Source organism: Actinocrinis sp. (assembly GCF_035653575.1).
Lineage (GTDB): Bacteria > Actinomycetota > Actinomycetes > Streptomycetales > Catenulisporaceae > Actinocrinis.
Genome location: NZ_DASRBQ010000016.1, coordinates 74,489 through 91,957, shown reverse-complemented (window position 1 = coordinate 91,957; position 17,469 = coordinate 74,489). Strand labels below are relative to the sequence as shown.

Here is a 17,469-nt window from a genome sequence, read left to right as displayed (position 1 = left end):
CGGCGACGTGGTCGGGCACGGGGTGGCCGCCTCGGCGACCATGGGCCAGTTGCGGGTCCTCCTGCGCGAGCGGCTCATCGCCGGCGGTGAGATCCCGGCCGCTCTCAGTGCGCTGGACACGGCGGCCTCGCGGATCCGCGGCGCGCGTGCGGCGACCGTGTGCGTGGTGCTGCTCGACACGACCAGCGGCGCGTTTTCGTACTGCACCGCGGCGCACCCGCCGCCGCTACTGCTCGATCCCGCAGGTGAGTCCAGGTATCTGTCGACCACCGGCGGCGGACCGCTCGGCGTGGGCGGCGCGTTCACCGAGGCCGAGGTGGGCACTGGGAGGCTTGGGCCCGGCGAGGTGGTGCTGCTGTACACCGACGGCATCCTCGAGCGCCCTGGCCGGCAGCCGACGCAGGGCAGCGTGGAGCTGGCTCGAGTGGCCGCGGACGTAGCAGCGGATCGCGCGTTCCACGACGATGATCTGACTGCCGCCGAGCGGGTGTGCACACAGATGCTCGAACTGCTCACGCGGGTGACCGGCCACCGCGACGACATCACCCTGCTCGCGAGCCAGCGGCTCGATCCGATACCGCCGCTCGAGCTGGTGGTCGCGGCCGACCCGCAGCAGCTCGCCACGATGCGACTCCAGTTGGCGGGTTGGTTGCGGGCCGCGCGAGTCGGACCCGAGCACGCCGAGGCGGTCGAGCACGCGGTGGTCGAGCTGGCCACCAACAGCATCGAGCACGCGTACCAGGGCACGAACGAAAGCCGGACCTTCGCCGTGAGCGCCCGGTTGGCCGAGGACGGCCGGTTGTACGCCCGGGTGCGCGACCGGGGCGTCTGGCGGGAACCGCTGCCCTCACCGCACCGCGGCCTGGGCCTGCAACTCGCCACCGCGCTAGCCGACGACCTGCGCATCGACCATGGCGAGCGCGGCACCACCGCCACGCTGACGCTGACCCCGACCCGCCCGGCCAGGCTGCTGACCGCCGAACTGCTGGCCGCCGGCCGGCCAGCGCCGCGGCCGGAGCCCGCCGACCCGCTGCTGGTCCTGGAGGAGCCCTGGGCGCCCGAGCCGCGCCTCCGGATCGACGGTCCGGTCGACGCCGCCACGGCCGAGCAGGTCGAGCACGGCGTGCGGGCCGCGGGGGTGGCCGGCACCCGCGACCTGACCGTGGACCTGACCGGAGTGAGCCACCTGGCCAGCGCGGGAGTGGCCGTCTTGCACCGGCAGAGCGCGGCGCACGAGGCCAACGGCACGGAGCTGCGGCTGTACGCCCCGACGGCCAGCCCGGCGGACGTGATCCTCACCCTGGCCGAACTCGAGCACGTGACTCAGGACCCGCACGTCCCGGACCCGGGCGCGGGCGCCCCGGAGGCCGGAGGCGCGGACCAGCCCGGCGACTAGCGCATGTGCGGGTAGGTGTAGTCGGTCGGCGGGACGAAGGTCTCCTTGATCGAGCGGGTGCTGGTCCAGCGCAGCAGGTTCTGCGCCGACCCGGCCTTGTCGTTGGTGCCGGAGGCGCGGCCGCCGCCGAACGGTTGCTGGCCCACGACGGCGCCGGTCGGCTTGTCGTTGACGTAGAAGTTGCCCGCGGCGAACCGCAGCCGCTCGGCCGCCTCGGCGATCACCGCGCGGTCCGTGGCCATGATCGAGCCGGTCAGCGCGTACGGTGAGGAGCCGTCGATCTGCTCCATGACCTTGCCGAAGTCCGGCTCGTCGTAGACGAACACGGACAGGATCGGGCCGAAGTACTCGGTGGTGAAGATCTCGTCGGCGGGGTCGGCGCCGGTCAGCACGGTCGGGCGGACGAAGTAGCCGGTCGCGTCGCTGTACGTGCCGCCGGCTTCGACGGTGATGCCCTCGGTGGCGCGCGCCCGGTCGAGCGCGGCCTTGTGCTTGTCGAAGGCGCGCCGGTCGATGACCGCGCCCAGGAAGTTGGACAGGTCGGTGACCGGGCCCATGGTCAGCGCGTCGACCTCGGCGATCAGGTCGTCGCGCAGCCGGTTCCACATCGCGCGCGGCAGGTAGGCGCGTGACGCGGCCGAGCACTTCTGGCCCTGGTATTCAAAGGCGCCGCGGGTGAGCGCGGTCTTGACGATCGCCGGGTCGGCGGAGGGGTGTACGAGCACGAAGTCCTTGCCGCCGGTCTCGCCGACCAGCCGCGGGTAGGTGCGGTAGGAGGCGATGTTCTCCCCCACGGTGCGCCACAGGTGCTGGAAGGTCTTCGTCGAGCCGGTGAAGTGGATCCCGGCCAGGTCCGGGTGGCGCAGCGCGACCTCGGACACCGGGATGCCGCTGCCGGTGACCAGGTTGATCACGCCGGGAGGCAGGCCGGCGGCCTCCAGCAGCCGCATCAGGAAGTGCGCGGAGAACTGCTGGGTGACCGAGGGCTTCCAGAGCACCGTGTTGCCCATGAGCGCGGGGGCGGTGGGCAGGTTGCCGGCGATCGCGGTGAAGTTGAAGGGCGTGATCGCGTAGACGAAGCCCTCCAGCGGCCGGTGGTCGGTGCGGTTCCACACGCCGGGGCTCGAGATCGGCTGCTCGGCCAGGATCTGCCGGGCGAAGTGCACGTTGAAGCGCCAGAAGTCGGCCAGCTCGCAGGCGGCGTCGATCTCGGCCTGCTGCGCGGTCTTGGACTGGCCGAGCATGGTGGCGGCGTTCAGGGTGGCCCGCCACGGGCCGGAGAGCAGGTCGGCGGCCTTGAGGAAGATCGCGGCGCGGTCGTCGAAGGAGAGGGTGCGCCAGTCGCGGGCGGCCGCCGCCGCGGCGTCGATCGCGGCGCGCGCGTCGTCCTCGGTGGCCTCGGCGAGCGTGCCGAGCACGCAGCGGTGGTCGTGCGGCTGGACCACGTCGAGCTTGCCGCCGCCGCCCATCCGCTGCACGCCGCCGATGGTCATGGTCAGGTCGACCGGGTGGTCGGCGAGCTCGCCCAGGGCGCGCACCAGCTTCTCGCGCTCCGGGCTGCCCGGGGCGTAGCCGAGCACCGGCTCGTTCACGGGGGCGGGGACCTGGGTGACGGCGTCCATGGGGCTCCTCGGGGGAATCGCTCTCGGGTAAGTGGTCTGCCGGGGCTGCGGCTCAGCGGCCGAGCAGGGCGCGCAGGAAGAAGGCGACGTTGGCGGGGCGCTCGGCGAGCCGGCGCATGAAGTACCCGTACCAATCCGTACCAAATGGCACGTAGACGCGCACCCGCTCGCCCTGGCGCGCGAGCTCGCGCTGCAGGTCGGTGCGGATGCCGTAGAGCATCTGGAACTCGTACTCGCCGGGCTCACGGCGCGCGTCGCGCGCGGCCCATGTGGCGCCCGCGATCATGCGCGAGTCATGGCTGGCGATCATCGGATAACCGCCACCGGACATGAGGATCTCCGCGCACTTGAGATAGGCGGCGTCGACCTCCGCCTTGCGCGCGTGCGCCACCTGCGGCGGTTCCGCGTACGCGCCCTTGACCAGCCGGACCCGCGAGCCGGGATAGGCCAGGTCGCGGGCGTCCTGCGGGGTGCGCAGCAACATCGACTGGAGCACCGCGCCGACCCACGGGAAGTCCTGGCGCAGCTCGCGCAGGATGTGCAGCGTCGAGTCGATGGTGGTGTGGTCCTCCATGTCGAGGGTGACCGTCGTCCCGGCTGCGGCCGCCGCCTCGCAGATCGCGCGCGCGTTCTCCAGGGCCAGCTTCTCGCCGACGTCGGGCAGCGCCTGGCCGAGCGCGGAGAGCTTGACCGAGACCTCGGCGCAGTCGGCCAGGCCGTTGCGGTGCAGGACGGTCAGCAGCTCGATGTAGGCGTCCCGGATCGCGGTGGCCTGGGCGGCGTCGCGGGTGTCCTCGCCGAGGTGGTCGAGGGTCACGCTCAAGCCGTCGGCCCGCAGCGCGCGCACGGCGCGGATCGCCGACTCGATGCTCTCCCCCGCCACGAAGCGGTCCACGACGCGCCGGGTCACCGGGATGCCGACGATCGCGCTGCGCACCCGGGGGCTGCGCGAGGCCTTGAGCAAGAAGGACGAGAGCACGGGCACTGCTTGCCTCCTGCGGACGGGGATCAGGACGGTTCGGCTGCGGACTACAGGCCCACGGTACGAAGGCCGGGCCGACCCGACGAGATACCCATGTCGAGGCGAAGGCATGAATTTCTCATACACTTGTATGAGGCAACACCAGGCACATCGGACAACCGCTCAGCAACCACCGCTCGGCGCTGACGAGATATGACGAGATAGAGGTGACCCGTGATCGGGCCGGACCTGCAGGACCTCGTCGACGGCGCGGCCCTGATCTCGGGCGCCCCGGTGACGCTGGAGGACCGCGAGTTCAACCTGGTCGCGGTGAGCGCGCATCAGCGGCCCGGCGACACGGTGCGCCAGGACTCGATCATGCACCGGCGCGCGACGGCGGAGGTGCGCAGGTACTTCGAATCCTTCGGCATCGCGCACGCGCCAGGGCCGGTCCGCATCCCGCCGGACCCGGAGCGCGGGCTGCTCGGCCGGCTGTGCATCCCGGTGCGCTGGCAATCCGTCACCTACGGGTACTTGTGGCTGCTGGAGGATCCGGAGACCGGGGCGGGCAACGGTCACCCGATGCCGCTGCCGGAGCTCGTCGCGGCCGCCGCGCGGGCCGGGGGCGAGATGGCGCGGCGCTCGCGGCTGCGCGAGGACCTGGGCTGGAAGGTCGGCGACCTGCTGTCCACATACCCTGAGACGCGGGCGCGGGCGGCCGAGGAGATCGCCGAGTCGTGGCCGATGCCGCCGGGGACGCCGGTGGCCGCGGTCGCGGTGCGCTCGGCGGGCAAGGGCGACCCGGTGTTCGTGAACGCCTGGCGGCTGCCGCGCACGATCCTGGTCGGCTCCGGCGAGCACGCGTCGACGTTCATCGTTCCGCTCTCCGCGCCCGGCGACCTGGCCGCCGCGCGCGGCATCACCCGCTCGGCCTTCGCCGCGCTGACCGCGTCGATCGCCGGGGCGTCGGTGCCGACGCCGGCGGCAGGCATCGGCGGCGCGGTCGCCGGCCTCGTCCAGGCGCGCGAGAGCTGGCTGCAGGCCAGGATCGCGGCGCGCGTCGCGGCGAGCCGGAACGCGGCGGCGCCGCTGGTGCTGGAGTGGCCGGAGCTGGGTGTGCACCGGCTGCTCGGCGCGGGCACGGACGCGGCGTTGCGGGACGCGGTGCTCACCTCCGGGGTGGCGGCTCTCCTGGCGGAAGGCGGCCCGGAGTTGGTGCGCACGGCCAAGTCGTACCTGGACTCGGCGGGCAGCGCCCAACGTACCGCGCAGGCACTCGGCATCCACCGCCAGACCCTCTACCACCGGCTGGAGCGGATCGAGCGGATCAGCGGCCTGAGCCTCGACTCGGGCCAGGACCGGCTGCAACTGCACCTGGCGCTGGCCCTGCTTCCCGGCTTGGACCAGTGAGCCGCGCGCCGCGCCCGGCCGGGAAGAAGATCCGGCCAGGCGCGGCGCCGCTGGTTCAGTCGTCCGCGGACGAATCAGAACCCTCAGCCGCCGGCGGCCCGGCCGGCGCGAGCGCCACGGTCCCGGTCGGCCGTGCCCCGCCGCTGCGCCGGCCCCTGCTCCAGCGCACCAGGCGGCGCACCGGCCACCACAGCACCGCGACGACCACCGCGTACGGCACGAGCCACCCGAGCGTGACGAGCAGGCCCCGCACGACGGCGAGGAAGCCGTGCCAGCCGACCGTCAGGCCCCGCATGAAGCCGGTGCGGACCGGCGGCGGCGCGGCCGGCTTGCCCTGCGTGAAGTAGCCGACCGTGATCGTGGCGAACTGCACCTGGTCGGCGAGCGCCTTCTGCTGGGCCTCCAGGCCTTCGAGGTCGGATTCGCGCTGCGCGAGCGCCTGCTCCAGGGAGATCAGGTCGTTCATCGAGGCGGCCTTGTCGATCAGGGCGCGCAGTTCCGCGATGGCGGCCTGCGCGGAGGCCACCCGGCTGGCCACGTCGGCCACCTGGCCGGTCACGTCGGTCGCGGTCCGGCTCTGGTAGGTGACGGTGCCCTTGCCGGTGAGCGCGTTGAGGACCGAGTCCACACTCTGCGGCGGAACCCGCAGGACCAGCACCGCCTGCGTCGAGTCGGACGCGTCGTTGATGTCCGGCAGCGTGGCCGGCGCCGGCGTCGTGCCGCCGTCCACGGAGCCGGAGGACTGCGCGGGCTCCGGCGTCACCACCTGCTGCCCCGAGCCGATCGACTCGTTGGCCACGTAGCCGCCGGCGGCCTGCGCGATGCTTTGCGCCTTCGCCGCGGCCGCCGCCGCGTCAGAGGTCTTGACCTGCAGCCCGACGGTGATGACCAGATCCCGGCTCGGCAACTTCACCGCCGTGCCCGTCCCCGAGGCACTGCTCCCGCTCCCCGACGACGAGCCGGACGACGTGCCGCCGGCCGAGTCCTGTTTCAGCGACTCGGGCGCCTGCGCCTGCCCGGCCGCCGGTCCGCGCGCCGAGGAGGACGCGCTCGTCCCGCTGTTACCGCCGCTGCACGCCGTCAGCGCCAGCGGGCCGGCGATCACCAGCGCGAGCACCGCCGCCGCCGAGCCGGCCCGCCGCTTCCCACCTCGCATGAGTCCCACGATTCGTGCCCCGCCCTCTGCCGTCGTGACGCGGCCCGACGCCGCGTCAGCGCCTCTTGGACGGGGCGGCGGCCGAGGCTGTTCCGCGGCGGAATCACCGTTCGGTATCGGTTCGGCGGCGCCGGGGCACGGCGGCGCCGAGAAAAACCTGAACCTGCGGTCACATTTTTCGCCGCGCCTCTTTCCAAGGGCCGGGCGCGGCTCTTACGCTGCCCCTCCATGGAGGACGGCGAATCGTGAGCGGTGTGGGCGGTACGGACGCGACCCTGCGGCGGTCGCGCGGCGCGCTGTTCGTCGCGTTCGGCGCGCAGGGCTTCTCGCTGATCGCGCTCACCAGCGAGATCCCGACGCTGGAGAAGCAGCTGCACATCGGCGACTCGACGGTGGCCGCGGTCATGGCGGCGGTCCTGGTGGTCGCGGCGCTCGGCTCGCTGGTGGCCGGGGCGCTGGTGGGCCGGTTCGGCTCGCGGATCGTGCTGCGCGTCTCGCAGCTGCTGGTACTGGCCGCGATCACCGGGGTCGGCTCGGCGCACGCGCTCGGCGCGGCGATGCCGTTCCTGCTGCTGGTCGGCGCCGCGATCGGCGCGGTGGACGCGACGACGAACATGCAGGCGGTCGCGCTGCAGCGGCGTTACGGGCGCTCGATCATCCTCTCCTTCCACGGGGTGTGGGCCTTCGGCGCGGCGATCGGCTCGGTCTCGGCCACCCTGGCCACGAACACGCACACCTCGCTGCTGGTCTTCTACGCCGCGGCGAGCTCGCCGCTGGCCGTGCTGCTGCTCGCGGTCGGCAAGTTCCTGCTGGCCGGCGTGAAGGACGAGACGATCGCCGTGGACGCGCGGACCGGCAAGCCGCCGGCGATCGCGTGGCGGCCGATGCTGGCCGTGTGCGCGGTGATGGCCCTGGCCTACTTCGCGGACTCGACCGTCTCCAGCGCCGGCGGCCTCTACATCCAGGACGGCCTGCACGGGCACGGCTGGCAGATCACCATCGTCTACTTCGCCTACGCGGTGCCGTTCATGGCCGGCCGCTTCGCGGGAGACCGGCTCACCGAGCGCTTCGGCGGGGTCCCGGTCGGGCGGGCCGGCGCGGCGATCGCGGCGGCCGGCTTCGTGATCGCGGTCGCGGCCCCGGGCCCGCTGGTGGCGCTGCTCGGCTTCGGCGTCGTCGGGCTGGGCATCTCGGTGATGGCCCCGCTGTGCTTCTCCGCCGCCGGCCGGCTCGACCCGGCCGAGACCGGGGTCGCGGTGGCGCGGCTCAACATCTTCAACTACGTCGGCTTCCTGTTCGGCTCGGCGCTGGTGACCGGGTTGTGGGGCGCGGGCGTGCCGCACCGGGCCGGGCTGGTGGTGCCGCTGGTCGCGGCGGGCGCGATCGCGGCGTTCGCGTTCGGCTTCGGGGAGCGGCGCACGGCGGAGCACTTCGCCGCGCTGCGCGCGCAGGCCCGCGGCACGGGCGAGGAAGACGGCGGCGGCTTCACTCTGAGCGAACCCGCGTCCACACCGAACGCAGGCTGAGCACCGGGTCCCAGGAGCCGGCGCGGTCGCGGGTGAGCGGGTAGCAGGCGAGACCGAGCAGCAGCGCGGTGAAGTGCCCGAGGTCGGTGAAGTCCCAATCCCCCAGCATTGCAACGCCGTAGTAGATGACCAGACCTGCCACGTAGAAGTATCGCCATGGCGCGGTGATGAGATAGGTCAGCACGCCTTCCACTCCGGCCAGCGCATAGCTCACGCCGATGTCCGCGACGAAGGCGTCCGACGCGGGCGCGGTGCCGTGGCTGATGTTGTAGTAGACCACGCTCTGGCTCAGGTAGGTGGCGCCGACGTGTGAGATGACCACGACGAGCAGCCAGCGCCACGAGCCGAGCCAGCGTTCGGCCGGAGCGTGGAAGAGGCTGTAGAGGATCAGGTAGGGCCACCAGTGGCCGCCGTCGAGCCAGAGCGCACTGCTGATCAGAACGCGGATCGGATCGTGGGAGAGCTCGCGCAGATTGGTGGAGTGGTGCAGCACGAAGTGGTAGCGGAACCGCGGGCTGAAGTGATCCATGATGATCGTATTGATCAGCAGGATGACGAGCCAGGCATAGGTTCCCGGAGCGCTGCGCACATACGCCAGGACATCCTCAGTCGCGGTTCGCAGGTACCGCGCTGCCGGATGGGACATGCATCCATCATGACGGGGGCTCGGGCCCGGCGCCCGACCTCCCCACCGCCCGAACGTGTATAGCCACCCGGAAACGCCAGTCGCCGGCGAACCGTGACCGCCGGAGATCCACAGCGCGGCGCGATAAGCGAGACTTGGCGCCATGTACACGCACCTCTACAGCCTGCCTTCCGCCGTCGAGACCCCGGACCACGAGCTGGACGCCCCCGTCCCGCCGATCGAGGCCGTCCTGTTCGACTTCGCCAACACGCTGTTCCGCATGGTGCCGACGGACGTGTTCTTACTCCGGGTGTGGCAGGCCGCCGGGCGCGACGTCGCAGACCTCGACATCGAGTCGCTGGCGCGTGAGGTGCGCGCCGCCGGGCAGCTGCCGCACGTGCAGGCCGCGCAGGTGGGCCGGGACCTGGACGTGGAGCGGCACCGGGAAGCGACGCGGATCTGGTTCGGCGAGGTGCCGCAACTGGCCGGAATCGTCGATCTGGCGTACGAAGCCGTGCTGGCGCAGGAGAACTGGTTCCCCTACACGGACACGGTGCCGGTGCTGCGCGCGCTGGAGCGCCGGGGCATACCGGTGGGCGTGGTCAGCAACATCGTGTGGGACGTGCGGCGCGATCTGGAGGCGGCGGGGGTCGGCGACGCGGTCGGGGCGTACGCGCTGTCGTACCAGTTGAACTGCGAGAAGCCGGACCCGCGGCTCTTCCTCAAGGCCTGCGCGGACCTCGGCGCCGACCCGCGGCGCACCCTGATGGTCGGCGACAACCCGGCGCAGGACGGCGGCGCCGTCGCCTGCGGGCTTCGTGCCCTGATCCTGCCCGCGGAGCCACGGACCGGGGACCGCGGCCTGGACAGCGTTCTGCGACTGCTCGGCTGACGGGCCGTCGAGGGGCTCCGCCGCGGCCGGGTCCCTCTGCCGAATCCCTCTCCCGGACGTGTCCCGAACGGCGGGACGCACGGGCCCACCCGGGCCGACATACCGACGCGGCGTCGGCCAGAAAACGCGCTCAGCTGGGAATTCAGCAGCGCATGAGGCGCACTTGACCGGAGCGTTGAGGGCGCACTTTCGTCTAGCTTCGACACGCGTTAGAATGTTCAACATTGAGGCACTGCCCGCTCCCCCCGTGGCGGGCGGACCTCCCGACGCGGTCTGATCAACTGCGTCCCGGCGGCTTCGCGCTTCCCCCGTGGCGCGAAGCCGCCCTTTCTTTGCGTCCGGCTTCGCACGCTCCCTCTGGCGTTCCCGCCTCCCCTCGCCGCTACACCCCGGACTCCACGCCTCTGGCCTCCCCGTCGCGACGCGGCTGTGAGCGTGCTTCCGCCCGACGCGGACTCGATGCCCGCGACGGCGCGGCTTGAGCGGCCCTTTATCCCGTGGCGGTTGAGTGGTCGCGGGCCTCGGTTGCTCTTGTGGTTTCCGCACTGTTTCCGGGTCGTTTCCGTGCCCCAACCGGGTGACTGCCGGGCGCGCCCTGACCGCGCGCCCGCGCCGGTACCCGCACCCTGGAGCGACCCAGGAGGGTGCTGAAGCTCCGGACCGACCAGTCGAAAGGCCGATCTCGATGCGCCGCTATCCCCCCATCGCCGAGCACGGCATGATCGGCGATCTGCAGACCTGTGCCCTGGTCTCCTCGGACGGAGTGCTCGACTTCTTCTGCGCGCCGCGCTTCGACTCGCCCTCGGTGTTCGCGTCGCTGCTCGACCACGACCACGGCGGCTACCTGCGGCTCGCGGCCGACGACGCGGACGTGCAGTGCAACTCCCGGCAGCTCTACCTGCCCGACACCGCGATCCTGATCACCCGGTTCCTCTCCCACCACGGCGTCGGCGAGGTGGTCGACTTCATGCCGCTGGAGCGGCCGGAGCGGGCCAGCGGCCGGCGGCGGGTGGTGCGGATCCTGCGGGTGGTGCGCGGCACGGTCAAGTTCGTGCTCGAATGCCGGCCCCGGTTCGACTACGGCCGCGCGGGGCACGAGCTGACCCTGGTGAGCGACAGCGCGGCGGTCTTCCGCGGGCCCGATCTCGACCTGCAGGTGCAGACCACCTTCCCGTTCCACCGCGAGGGCGACGACATCGTCGGCAGCGTGACGCTGCGGCTCGGCGAGACCGCGGCGCTGGTGCTCACCACCGGGATCGAGGAGCCGGCCCGGCCGATCACGCTCGCGCAGCTGGAGGAGGAGCACGAGGCCACCACCCGGTTCTGGCACTCCTGGCTGCGCGGCTCGGCGTTCCGGGGCCGCTGGCAGACGATGGTGCACCGCTCCGCGATCACGCTCAAGATGCTGACATACGCACCGACCGGCGGGATGATCGCCTCGGCGACCTTCGGGCTGCCGGAGCAGATCGGCGGGGAGCGCAACTGGGACTACCGCTACACCTGGATCCGGGACGGCGCGCTCGCGGCCCGGGCGCTCGCAGAGCTCGGATTCGTCGAGGAGGCAGACGCGTTCCGCCGCTGGGTGACCGAGCGGCTGCGTGACACCCGGCACGCGTGCGGCGAGCCGCTGCAGATCATGTACCGCGTGGACGGCGACCCCTACCTGGTCGAGGAGGAGCTTCCGCACCTGGAGGGCTACGAGAAGTCCGGCCCGGTGCGCATCGGCAACGCGGCCGCGGACCAGCTGCAGCTGGACATCTACGGCGAGGCGGTCTGGGCGCTGACCCAGTCGCGCGAGCTGGCCGAGGTCTCCGGCTACCAGGGCTGGCAGACGCTCTCCGGGATGCTCGACTGGCTCAAGACCACCTGGGACCGGCCGGACGAGGGCATCTGGGAGACCCGCGGCGGGCGGCGCGACTTCACCTTCAGCAGGCTGATGTGCTGGGTGGCCTTCGACCGGGGCGTGCGGCTGGCACGGGAGTACGCGCGGCCCGCGGACCTCGAGGGCTGGACCGCCACCCGCGACGCGATCCTGACGCAGGTGATAGAGCGCGGCTGGTCCCAGCGGCGCGGCGCGTTCGTGCAGCACTACGGCGGGGACGTGCTGGACGCCTCGCTGTTGATAATGCCGATCGTGGGCTTCATCTCGCCCAAGGACCCGGCGTGGCTGTCGACGCTCACCGCGATCGAGCAGGACCTCGTGACGGACTCGCTGGTCTACCGCTACGACCCGTCGGCGGCGCCGGACGGCTTGCGTGGCAGCGAGGGCACCTTCAACCTGTGCAGCTTCCTGTACGTCGACGCGCTCGCACGCGCCGGACAGCTGGACAAGGCCCGCTACGCCTTTGACAAGATGCTGACGTACGCGAACCACGTCGGCCTGTTCGGCGAGGAGATCGGCCCCACCGGCGAGCAGCTGGGCAACTTCCCGCAGGCGTTCACGCACCTGGCGCTGATCTTCGCCGCCACCACGCTCGGCAGCGAACTGGAGCGGCGCTCGCAGCGCGGCACGCGTCCGCACGGGCGGCCGTGGTGACGGTACCGCGGCTTGGCCGGCACGCTCGGTAACCGGTTCGCCCAGTACCGGGCGCCCTGATACTTTGACGCTTTGACGTGCGGCAACGCGAGGAAGCGGGCCGAGAGCGAGGGGGCCGTCGTGGCGTTCGAGAGCTTGAGCAAGCGCAGCGTGGACGGACCGACGCTTGCCGCGCTCATCGGCGCGGCCTTCGGGCCGCACGTCGGCATCGCCGCGGCGAAGGAGATCAACGAAGGGTTCTTCAACGCCGCGTTCCGCGTCACGCTGACGGACGGCCGTGAGGTCGTGCTCAAGGCGTCGCCGGAGCCGCGGATCCCGCTGCTCACCTACGAGCGGGACATCATGCGCGGGGAGGCGGAGTTCTTCCGCGCGGCGGCGGACGGCGGCGTGCTCGTGCCCGAGGTGCTGTGCGCGAACTTCGAGCGCGAGGTCATCGACGGCGACTTCATCGTGATGACGGCGGTCGACGGCGTCACCTGGTACTCGGTCGAGCAGCAACTCGGCGAGAGCGCGAAGGCCGAGCTCAAGCGGCAGCTCGGCGGCATCGCGGCGCAGCTGCACCGGGTGACGCATCCGCAGGGCCGCTTCGGTTATCCGGCGGTCGACGAACTGTCCGGATCGACCTGGCCTGACGCGTTCACGGCGATGATCGGTGCGATCCTCGACGACGCCGACCGGTTCGACGCTCCGCTGCCCTTGCCCTCGGCCGAGGTCCGCAAGGTCGCGCAGCGGCACGCCGACGCGCTCGCGCAGATCAAGGCGCCGGCGCTGCTGCACTTCGATCTGTGGCCGGGCAACGTGATGATCACCGGGCACGAAGCGGCCGACGGTGACGCGAACGGGAACGCGGACGGCGCGGCGCCGCGCATCAGCGGCCTGATCGACGGCGAGCGCATGATCTGGGGCGATCCGCTCATGGAGTTCGTCGGCATGGCGGTCTTCGGGCGGGCCGACCAGGACGAACACGTGCGCGCCGGCTACCTGGCCGCCGGCGGAGCCATCGACGAGAGCGAGGCGGCCGAGCGCCGCATGACGCTCTACCACTTGTACATGCAGGTACTGCTGCTCACCGAGATGGGTCCGCGAGGATATACGGACCCTCAATACCTGGAGCACTTCGGCCGGGAGTGCCCGAAGCGGATCCTCGAGGCGGTCAATAAACTCAGATAGTTCTCGGTGCGGCGCCCGGCGTCAGACGAAGGACAGTGTCACACGAAGGACAGCGTCACACGAAAGACAGGCTGGGGAACGAGCCGCCGAGGACGGGCGCCGGGTCGGTGCCGAGGACGTGCTGCAAGACCGTCGCGTACACCGACCGGAAATCGGTGTGGAACTTCAGGTCCCCGTTGTCGAGGTCGGTCAGCGACGGCTGCTCTCCGATGAAGCCACCGTGCACTGACTCTCCGACGACGAATACCGGTCCCGCGGTGCCGTGGTCGGTGCCGTCATTGGCGTTCGCGGCCACACGGCGGCCGAACTCCGAGTAGGCGACCAGCACGATGTCCTTCGCCCGCGAACCGGCCGCGATGCGCTGCTGGAACGCGCCGATGGCATCGGAGACCTGCTTGAGCAGCGCGCTCTGCGTCCCCTTCTCCGCCGAGTGGGTGTCGAACCCGCCGAGGCTGACCGCGTAGACCCGCGTCGGAACCGAGGATTCGATGCAGGACGCGACGATGTCGAGCTGTTGGGCGAGGGCGCCGGTGGCTGTGCCGGCCGCCTTGACCTTGGCGCCCGCTGGCTGCTTCACCTTCCCAACTCCCTTATTGGATGCCGCTGCCGCGCTGCCAAGGGTCGGGCCGAACGCGGCGGAGACGGTGAACAGGTCCGCGGTGTCGCGCGCCGCATAGGCGGCGTTCGGGCAGTCCTGCGGCGAGACCGCGCCGAGCGCCTTGAGTGCTTCTCCCGGTGCGCCGCTCGGCAGGGCGAAGCGGCCGAGCGGGAGCGCCGATCCGGCGGTCTTGGCGCCGGCGAGCAGCGGCGGGAGCACTCCTCCGAGCGAGACCGCGCGCAGGGCGCGCAGCTGGTCGTCCGGTTGGCTGTCCAGCCACCGGCCGAGCCAGCCCGACGTTCCCGGTTCGCTCGGCGACGCGGTCTGCCAGATGTCCATCGAGACGAAGTGGCTGTGGTTGGGCTGCGGATAGCCGACGCCGCGCACGACCGCGAGCTTGCCGCTCTGCCAGAGGCCGTGCAACGCCGTCATCGCCGGGTTGAGCCCGAGGCCGTCGCCGAGGTCGAGCACCTCGTGCGGTTGGTAGGCCAGGTCCGGGCGGGCCTTCTGGTAGGCCGGGTCGGCGGCGGGCACGAGGGTGTTCAGTCCGTCGTTGCCGCCGTAGAGGGTGAGCAGCACGAGGATGCCCTGGCCGGGCGGCAGCGGGTCGGTCGCGGCCGCCGAGTGCAGCTCGTGCAGGCCGAGGACCGTCGCGCCGCCGGCGAGCGCCGCGGCGCCGGTCACGCCGGAGGCGAGGAGGAACTTGCGTCGGGTGAGCATGTCCATGGGTCCGGTGCCTCCTCAGTTGACCGCGTACTCGGGGCTCAGCAGGGCGAGTTCGACGAGGGCCGCGGGATCCCCGGCCACGTCGGCGAGCGCGGCACGGGTCCGGTCGCTGAACGCGTCGATGCCGAGCAGGTGCGCGGCGGCGTCGATGCGCGCGCTCGGTGCGGCGTCGGCGACCTGGGAGACGTCGCCGGCTGTCGCGACCCAGTGCGCGAAGGTGATGCGGGCCTGCGTGGCCGCCGTGGTCAGCCAGAGCCTGCCGGAGGGCCAGCCGCCGACGTTCGGCGGCGCGAAGGGCAGTTGGCCGAGGCCGTTGAGCGCGGCGCGCAAAAGGGCCGATTCCGGTGCCGAACCGTCGGCCGGCGGGTTGACCTTCAGTGCTCGCATGGCGCCGACCACGTACTCGACAGGCTGCTTGACGAGCGCGTAGCGGGCCGACGCGGACGAGGCGGTGGCAGCGTTGTTCGTGGAAGCGGCGTCGGTCGTGGAAGCGGTGCTATTCGTGGAAACAGCGTCGTTCGTGAACACGGGATCGGTGAAGATGGCGCGGGCCAGGGCGCTCAGGTCGTGGTTCGCACCGTAGGCCGAGATCAGACGGTTGAGTGTGTCGGCCGGGATCGGGTCGCTCGAACCGAGCCGGAACCACATGCGCGAGGCGATGAACCGCGCGTTCGCCGGTTGCGCCATGAGCAGGTCGGTGAAGGCGTCGACGTCGAACGCCGCGGTACGCCCGAGGATGGTCTCCGGTCCGGCGGCGTGCGCCTTCGCGACGAACACCGCCTTTCCGGAGCTGCGGTCCAACCGCCAGCCGGTGAGCGTGAGGGCCGCCTGACGTACGTCGGTCTCGGTGTAATTGCCCACGCCGAGCGAGAACAGCTCCATCGACTCGCGCGCCAGATTCTCGTTCGGTGCCTTCGCCGTGCTGCCGGCCGCGTCGAGCCAGATCATCATCGCCGGGTCGGTGAGCATCGCGCGCATCAGGGTGCGAAAGTCCCCGCCGCCGAGCGTGCGCTGGGTCTCGTTCTGCTCGAGCATGAGCGCGGCGCTGCGCACCTTCTGCACCGAGGTGGCGAAGTGCCCGTGCCAGAAGAAGGTCCGCTTCTCGACCCATGGCCGGTGTGCCGCGACCATCCGCGCGATCCACCAGGCGATCAGCTCGTAGGCGGCCTGCGTGCGCTGCGCGTTCGCCGCCTTCGTCTGCGCCGGGGTCGCCTTGCCACCGGGCAGTGGATCGGCCAGGCCGGTCGGCGGCGGGGTGGCGACGACGCCCGGATCGGGGCCGACTGCGAACAAGTCGTCGACGAGTGCCTGATAGCCGAGGGCCGAGGCGGCGTCGATCTCCGCTCCGCTCGCGCCGAAGCCGGTGCGCCGCAACAGATGCCCGATCAGCGCGCGATCCTGCTGACTGTCTGTCACGCGGACAGTGTCGCCGAACGCGGGTAAGGAGGCGATAAGCGCGGCAGCGCTCGTCGTTCGGAACCCGGTACCGGCTCAGCTTCTCCGGCCGGCGCGGGTGAACCGCGCGTAGAGCAGCGCCGCAAGAGACACGACCGCGGCCCAGACCAGGTAGACGCCGGTGGCCGCCAGGATCAGGGCGACAGCGGCGAGCGCGCTGACCGCGGCGGCGCGGCCCTTGCTGCGGCGCGGCAGCAGCCGGAGCGCCGCCACCACGCCGATGGCGTACACCACCACGATCAGGCCGGCGGTCAGCGAGACGAGCGTGCGGGTCTGCACGTGGAAGGCGGCGGTGGCGATCAGGCCGGGGATGGTGAGTGCGGATACGAACGTGAGGCTGCGGCGCGGCACCTCGCCTACTGTGCTGCCGCGCGCCAGCCACTCGGGCAGGGCGCCGTCTCGGCCGAGCGCGGCGCCGAGTTTGGCGACACCGGCGTAGTAGGCGTTCATCGTGCCGAGGGTCAGCAAGAGTGCGGCGCCGGCGGCCAGCAGCCGTGCGTTCCCGCCGAGCCCGCGGGCCATGAGGTCGCCGAGCGGGGCGGCCGAGTCGGCGGCGTTCGGACCGAGCACCGTCACGACGGCGAAGGCGACCGCGAGGTACAGCAAGCCGACCACGGCGAGCGCGGCCGCGGTAGCGCGCGGCAGGTCGCGGGCCGGGCGGCGGAACTCGGCGGCCAGGTGCGTGATCGCCTCCCAGCCGGCGAAGCTCCACACCAGCAGGGCGGCGGCCGGGGCGAGCGAGAACCAGCCGTGCGGCGCGAAGGGGGTGAGGTTGCTCCAGTGCGCGTGCGGGAGGGCCAATGCGACGGCCAGAAGGAGCAGGAGCGCCAGCAGGCCGGCGAGCGCGAGCTGCACCCGGCCGGTCACGCGCAGGCCCGCCGCGTTCGTCGCGGTGACGACGGCCATCAGCGCCGCTGCGGTGATCGTGGCGGTCGCGGTTCCGCCGCCGAGGGCCGCCTCCACATACTGGCCCGCGAACAGGGCCGCCGGAGCCGCCCCGGTGGGCACCGTGAAGAAGAAGCACCAGCCGACCACGACCGCGGTGCGCTCGCCGAAGGCCAGGCGGGCGTAGGTCGACACGCCCCCGGCGTCGGGGTGGCGGGCGGCCAGCGCGGCGAAGGTCGCCGCCAGCGGCACCGAGAGCAGCACGAGCGCGCACCAGGCCAGCAGCGAGGCGGGCCCGGCCAGCTGCGCGGCGAGGGCCGGCAGCGCGATCACGCCGGTGCCGAGCACCGCGCCCACGTAGAGGGCGGTGCCTTGCAGGGTGCTTAGGCCGCTCGCGGGCCGGATCGCGTCCTGGGTGCCGGTCGGTTTCGTCAGCTCGGTCAGTTCGCTCACGACAGCAGCCTGCCGGGCGGCCGCGACCAAGGCCATCGGCGGAAATGCCGTCATGCGC

13 protein-coding genes are annotated in these 17,469 nt (G+C 72.1%); 6 read left to right on the top strand and 7 right to left on the bottom strand.

Annotated features, from left to right (window positions below; genetic code table 11):
* Window positions 1-1,396 (top strand): SpoIIE family protein phosphatase (locus VFA06_RS02650; protein ID WP_324838740.1); only part of this gene is annotated, 1,396 nt, incomplete at its 5' end.
* On the opposite strand, the gene pruA is transcribed toward VFA06_RS02650, so the two are convergent.
* A complete protein-coding gene (gene pruA / locus VFA06_RS02645) occupies window positions 1,393-3,018 on the bottom strand; it encodes an L-glutamate gamma-semialdehyde dehydrogenase (RefSeq protein ID WP_324838739.1) in 1,626 nt (541 codons plus the stop codon). The two genes, VFA06_RS02650 and pruA, sit on opposite strands and share 4 nt — an antisense overlap.
* Before the next feature lie 52 nt (window positions 3,019-3,070).
* Window positions 3,071-3,997, bottom strand: a complete 927-nt coding sequence (locus VFA06_RS02640) for a proline dehydrogenase family protein (protein ID WP_349260024.1) — start codon at window positions 3,995-3,997, stop codon at window positions 3,071-3,073.
* Between the two features lie 216 nt (window positions 3,998-4,213).
* Between VFA06_RS02640 and VFA06_RS02635 the strand changes: the two genes are divergently transcribed.
* Entirely contained in the window at window positions 4,214-5,389 is a 1,176-nt protein-coding gene (locus tag VFA06_RS02635) for a helix-turn-helix domain-containing protein (RefSeq protein ID WP_324838737.1), read from the top strand.
* 55 nt (window positions 5,390-5,444) lie between these two features.
* Here the strand turns inward: VFA06_RS02635 and VFA06_RS02630 are convergent, their stop codons facing one another.
* Complete coding sequence (locus tag VFA06_RS02630; RefSeq protein ID WP_324838736.1) at window positions 5,445-6,545, bottom strand: DUF4349 domain-containing protein; 1,101 nt, start codon at window positions 6,543-6,545, stop codon at window positions 5,445-5,447.
* A gap of 245 nt (window positions 6,546-6,790) precedes the next feature.
* On the opposite strand from VFA06_RS02630, the gene VFA06_RS02625 reads away from it, so the two are divergent.
* Complete coding sequence (locus tag VFA06_RS02625) at window positions 6,791-8,071, top strand: MFS transporter (protein WP_324838735.1); 1,281 nt, start codon at window positions 6,791-6,793, stop codon at window positions 8,069-8,071.
* Here the strand turns inward: VFA06_RS02625 and VFA06_RS02620 are convergent.
* Entirely contained in the window at window positions 8,031-8,717 is a 687-nt protein-coding gene (locus VFA06_RS02620; RefSeq protein ID WP_324838734.1) for a rhomboid-like protein, read from the bottom strand. The two genes, VFA06_RS02625 and VFA06_RS02620, sit on opposite strands and share 41 nt — an antisense overlap.
* Window positions 8,718-8,859: 142 nt before the next feature.
* On the opposite strand from VFA06_RS02620, the gene VFA06_RS02615 reads away from it, so the two are divergent.
* From VFA06_RS02615 to VFA06_RS02605, 3 genes are all read left to right on the top strand, one after another.
* Window positions 8,860-9,588: an HAD-IA family hydrolase gene (locus VFA06_RS02615; protein ID WP_324838733.1), complete on the top strand. Its 729-nt coding sequence runs from the start codon at window positions 8,860-8,862 to the stop codon at window positions 9,586-9,588.
* A gap of 685 nt (window positions 9,589-10,273) precedes the next feature.
* Entirely contained in the window at window positions 10,274-12,124 is a 1,851-nt protein-coding gene (locus VFA06_RS02610) for a glycoside hydrolase family 15 protein (protein ID WP_324838732.1), read from the top strand.
* A gap of 120 nt (window positions 12,125-12,244) precedes the next feature.
* Complete coding sequence (locus tag VFA06_RS02605; RefSeq protein WP_324838731.1) at window positions 12,245-13,294, top strand: aminoglycoside phosphotransferase family protein; 1,050 nt, start codon at window positions 12,245-12,247, stop codon at window positions 13,292-13,294.
* A gap of 55 nt (window positions 13,295-13,349) precedes the next feature.
* Here VFA06_RS02605 and VFA06_RS02600 read toward each other — a convergent pair whose 3' ends face one another.
* The 3 genes from VFA06_RS02600 to VFA06_RS02590 all read right to left on the bottom strand — a co-directional run bounded on the left by VFA06_RS02600 (window position 13,350) and on the right by VFA06_RS02590 (window position 17,465).
* Window positions 13,350-14,618 (bottom strand): DUF1501 domain-containing protein, encoded by a 1,269-nt coding sequence (locus tag VFA06_RS02600; RefSeq protein WP_324838730.1) that lies wholly within the window; start codon window positions 14,616-14,618, stop codon window positions 13,350-13,352.
* A gap of 15 nt (window positions 14,619-14,633) precedes the next feature.
* Window positions 14,634-16,034, bottom strand: coding sequence for a DUF1800 domain-containing protein (locus tag VFA06_RS02595; RefSeq protein ID WP_324838729.1), 1,401 nt, complete (start codon window positions 16,032-16,034; stop codon window positions 14,634-14,636).
* Between the two features lie 75 nt (window positions 16,035-16,109).
* A complete protein-coding gene (locus VFA06_RS02590; protein ID WP_324838727.1) occupies window positions 16,110-17,465 on the bottom strand; it encodes an APC family permease in 1,356 nt (451 codons plus the stop codon).
* Window positions 17,466-17,469: the final 4 nt, after the last annotated feature.

What these genes read in the sequence shown, in the direction of transcription:
- VFA06_RS02590 (WP_324838727.1), bottom strand. Translation starts at nt 17,465, where the DNA reads ATGACGGCATTTCCGCCGATGGCCTTGGTCGCGGCCGCCCGGCAGGCT.
- VFA06_RS02600 (WP_324838730.1), bottom strand. Translation starts at nt 14,618, where the DNA reads ATGGACATGCTCACCCGACGCAAGTTCCTCCTCGCCTCCGGCGTGACC.
- pruA (WP_324838739.1), bottom strand. Translation starts at nt 3,018, where the DNA reads ATGGACGCCGTCACCCAGGTCCCCGCCCCCGTGAACGAGCCGGTGCTC.
- VFA06_RS02615 (WP_324838733.1), top strand. Translation starts at nt 8,860, where the DNA reads ATGTACACGCACCTCTACAGCCTGCCTTCCGCCGTCGAGACCCCGGAC.
- VFA06_RS02630 (WP_324838736.1), bottom strand. Translation starts at nt 6,545, where the DNA reads ATGCGAGGTGGGAAGCGGCGGGCCGGCTCGGCGGCGGCGGTGCTCGCG.
- VFA06_RS02620 (WP_324838734.1), bottom strand. Translation starts at nt 8,717, where the DNA reads ATGTCCCATCCGGCAGCGCGGTACCTGCGAACCGCGACTGAGGATGTC.
- VFA06_RS02610 (WP_324838732.1), top strand. Translation starts at nt 10,274, where the DNA reads ATGCGCCGCTATCCCCCCATCGCCGAGCACGGCATGATCGGCGATCTG.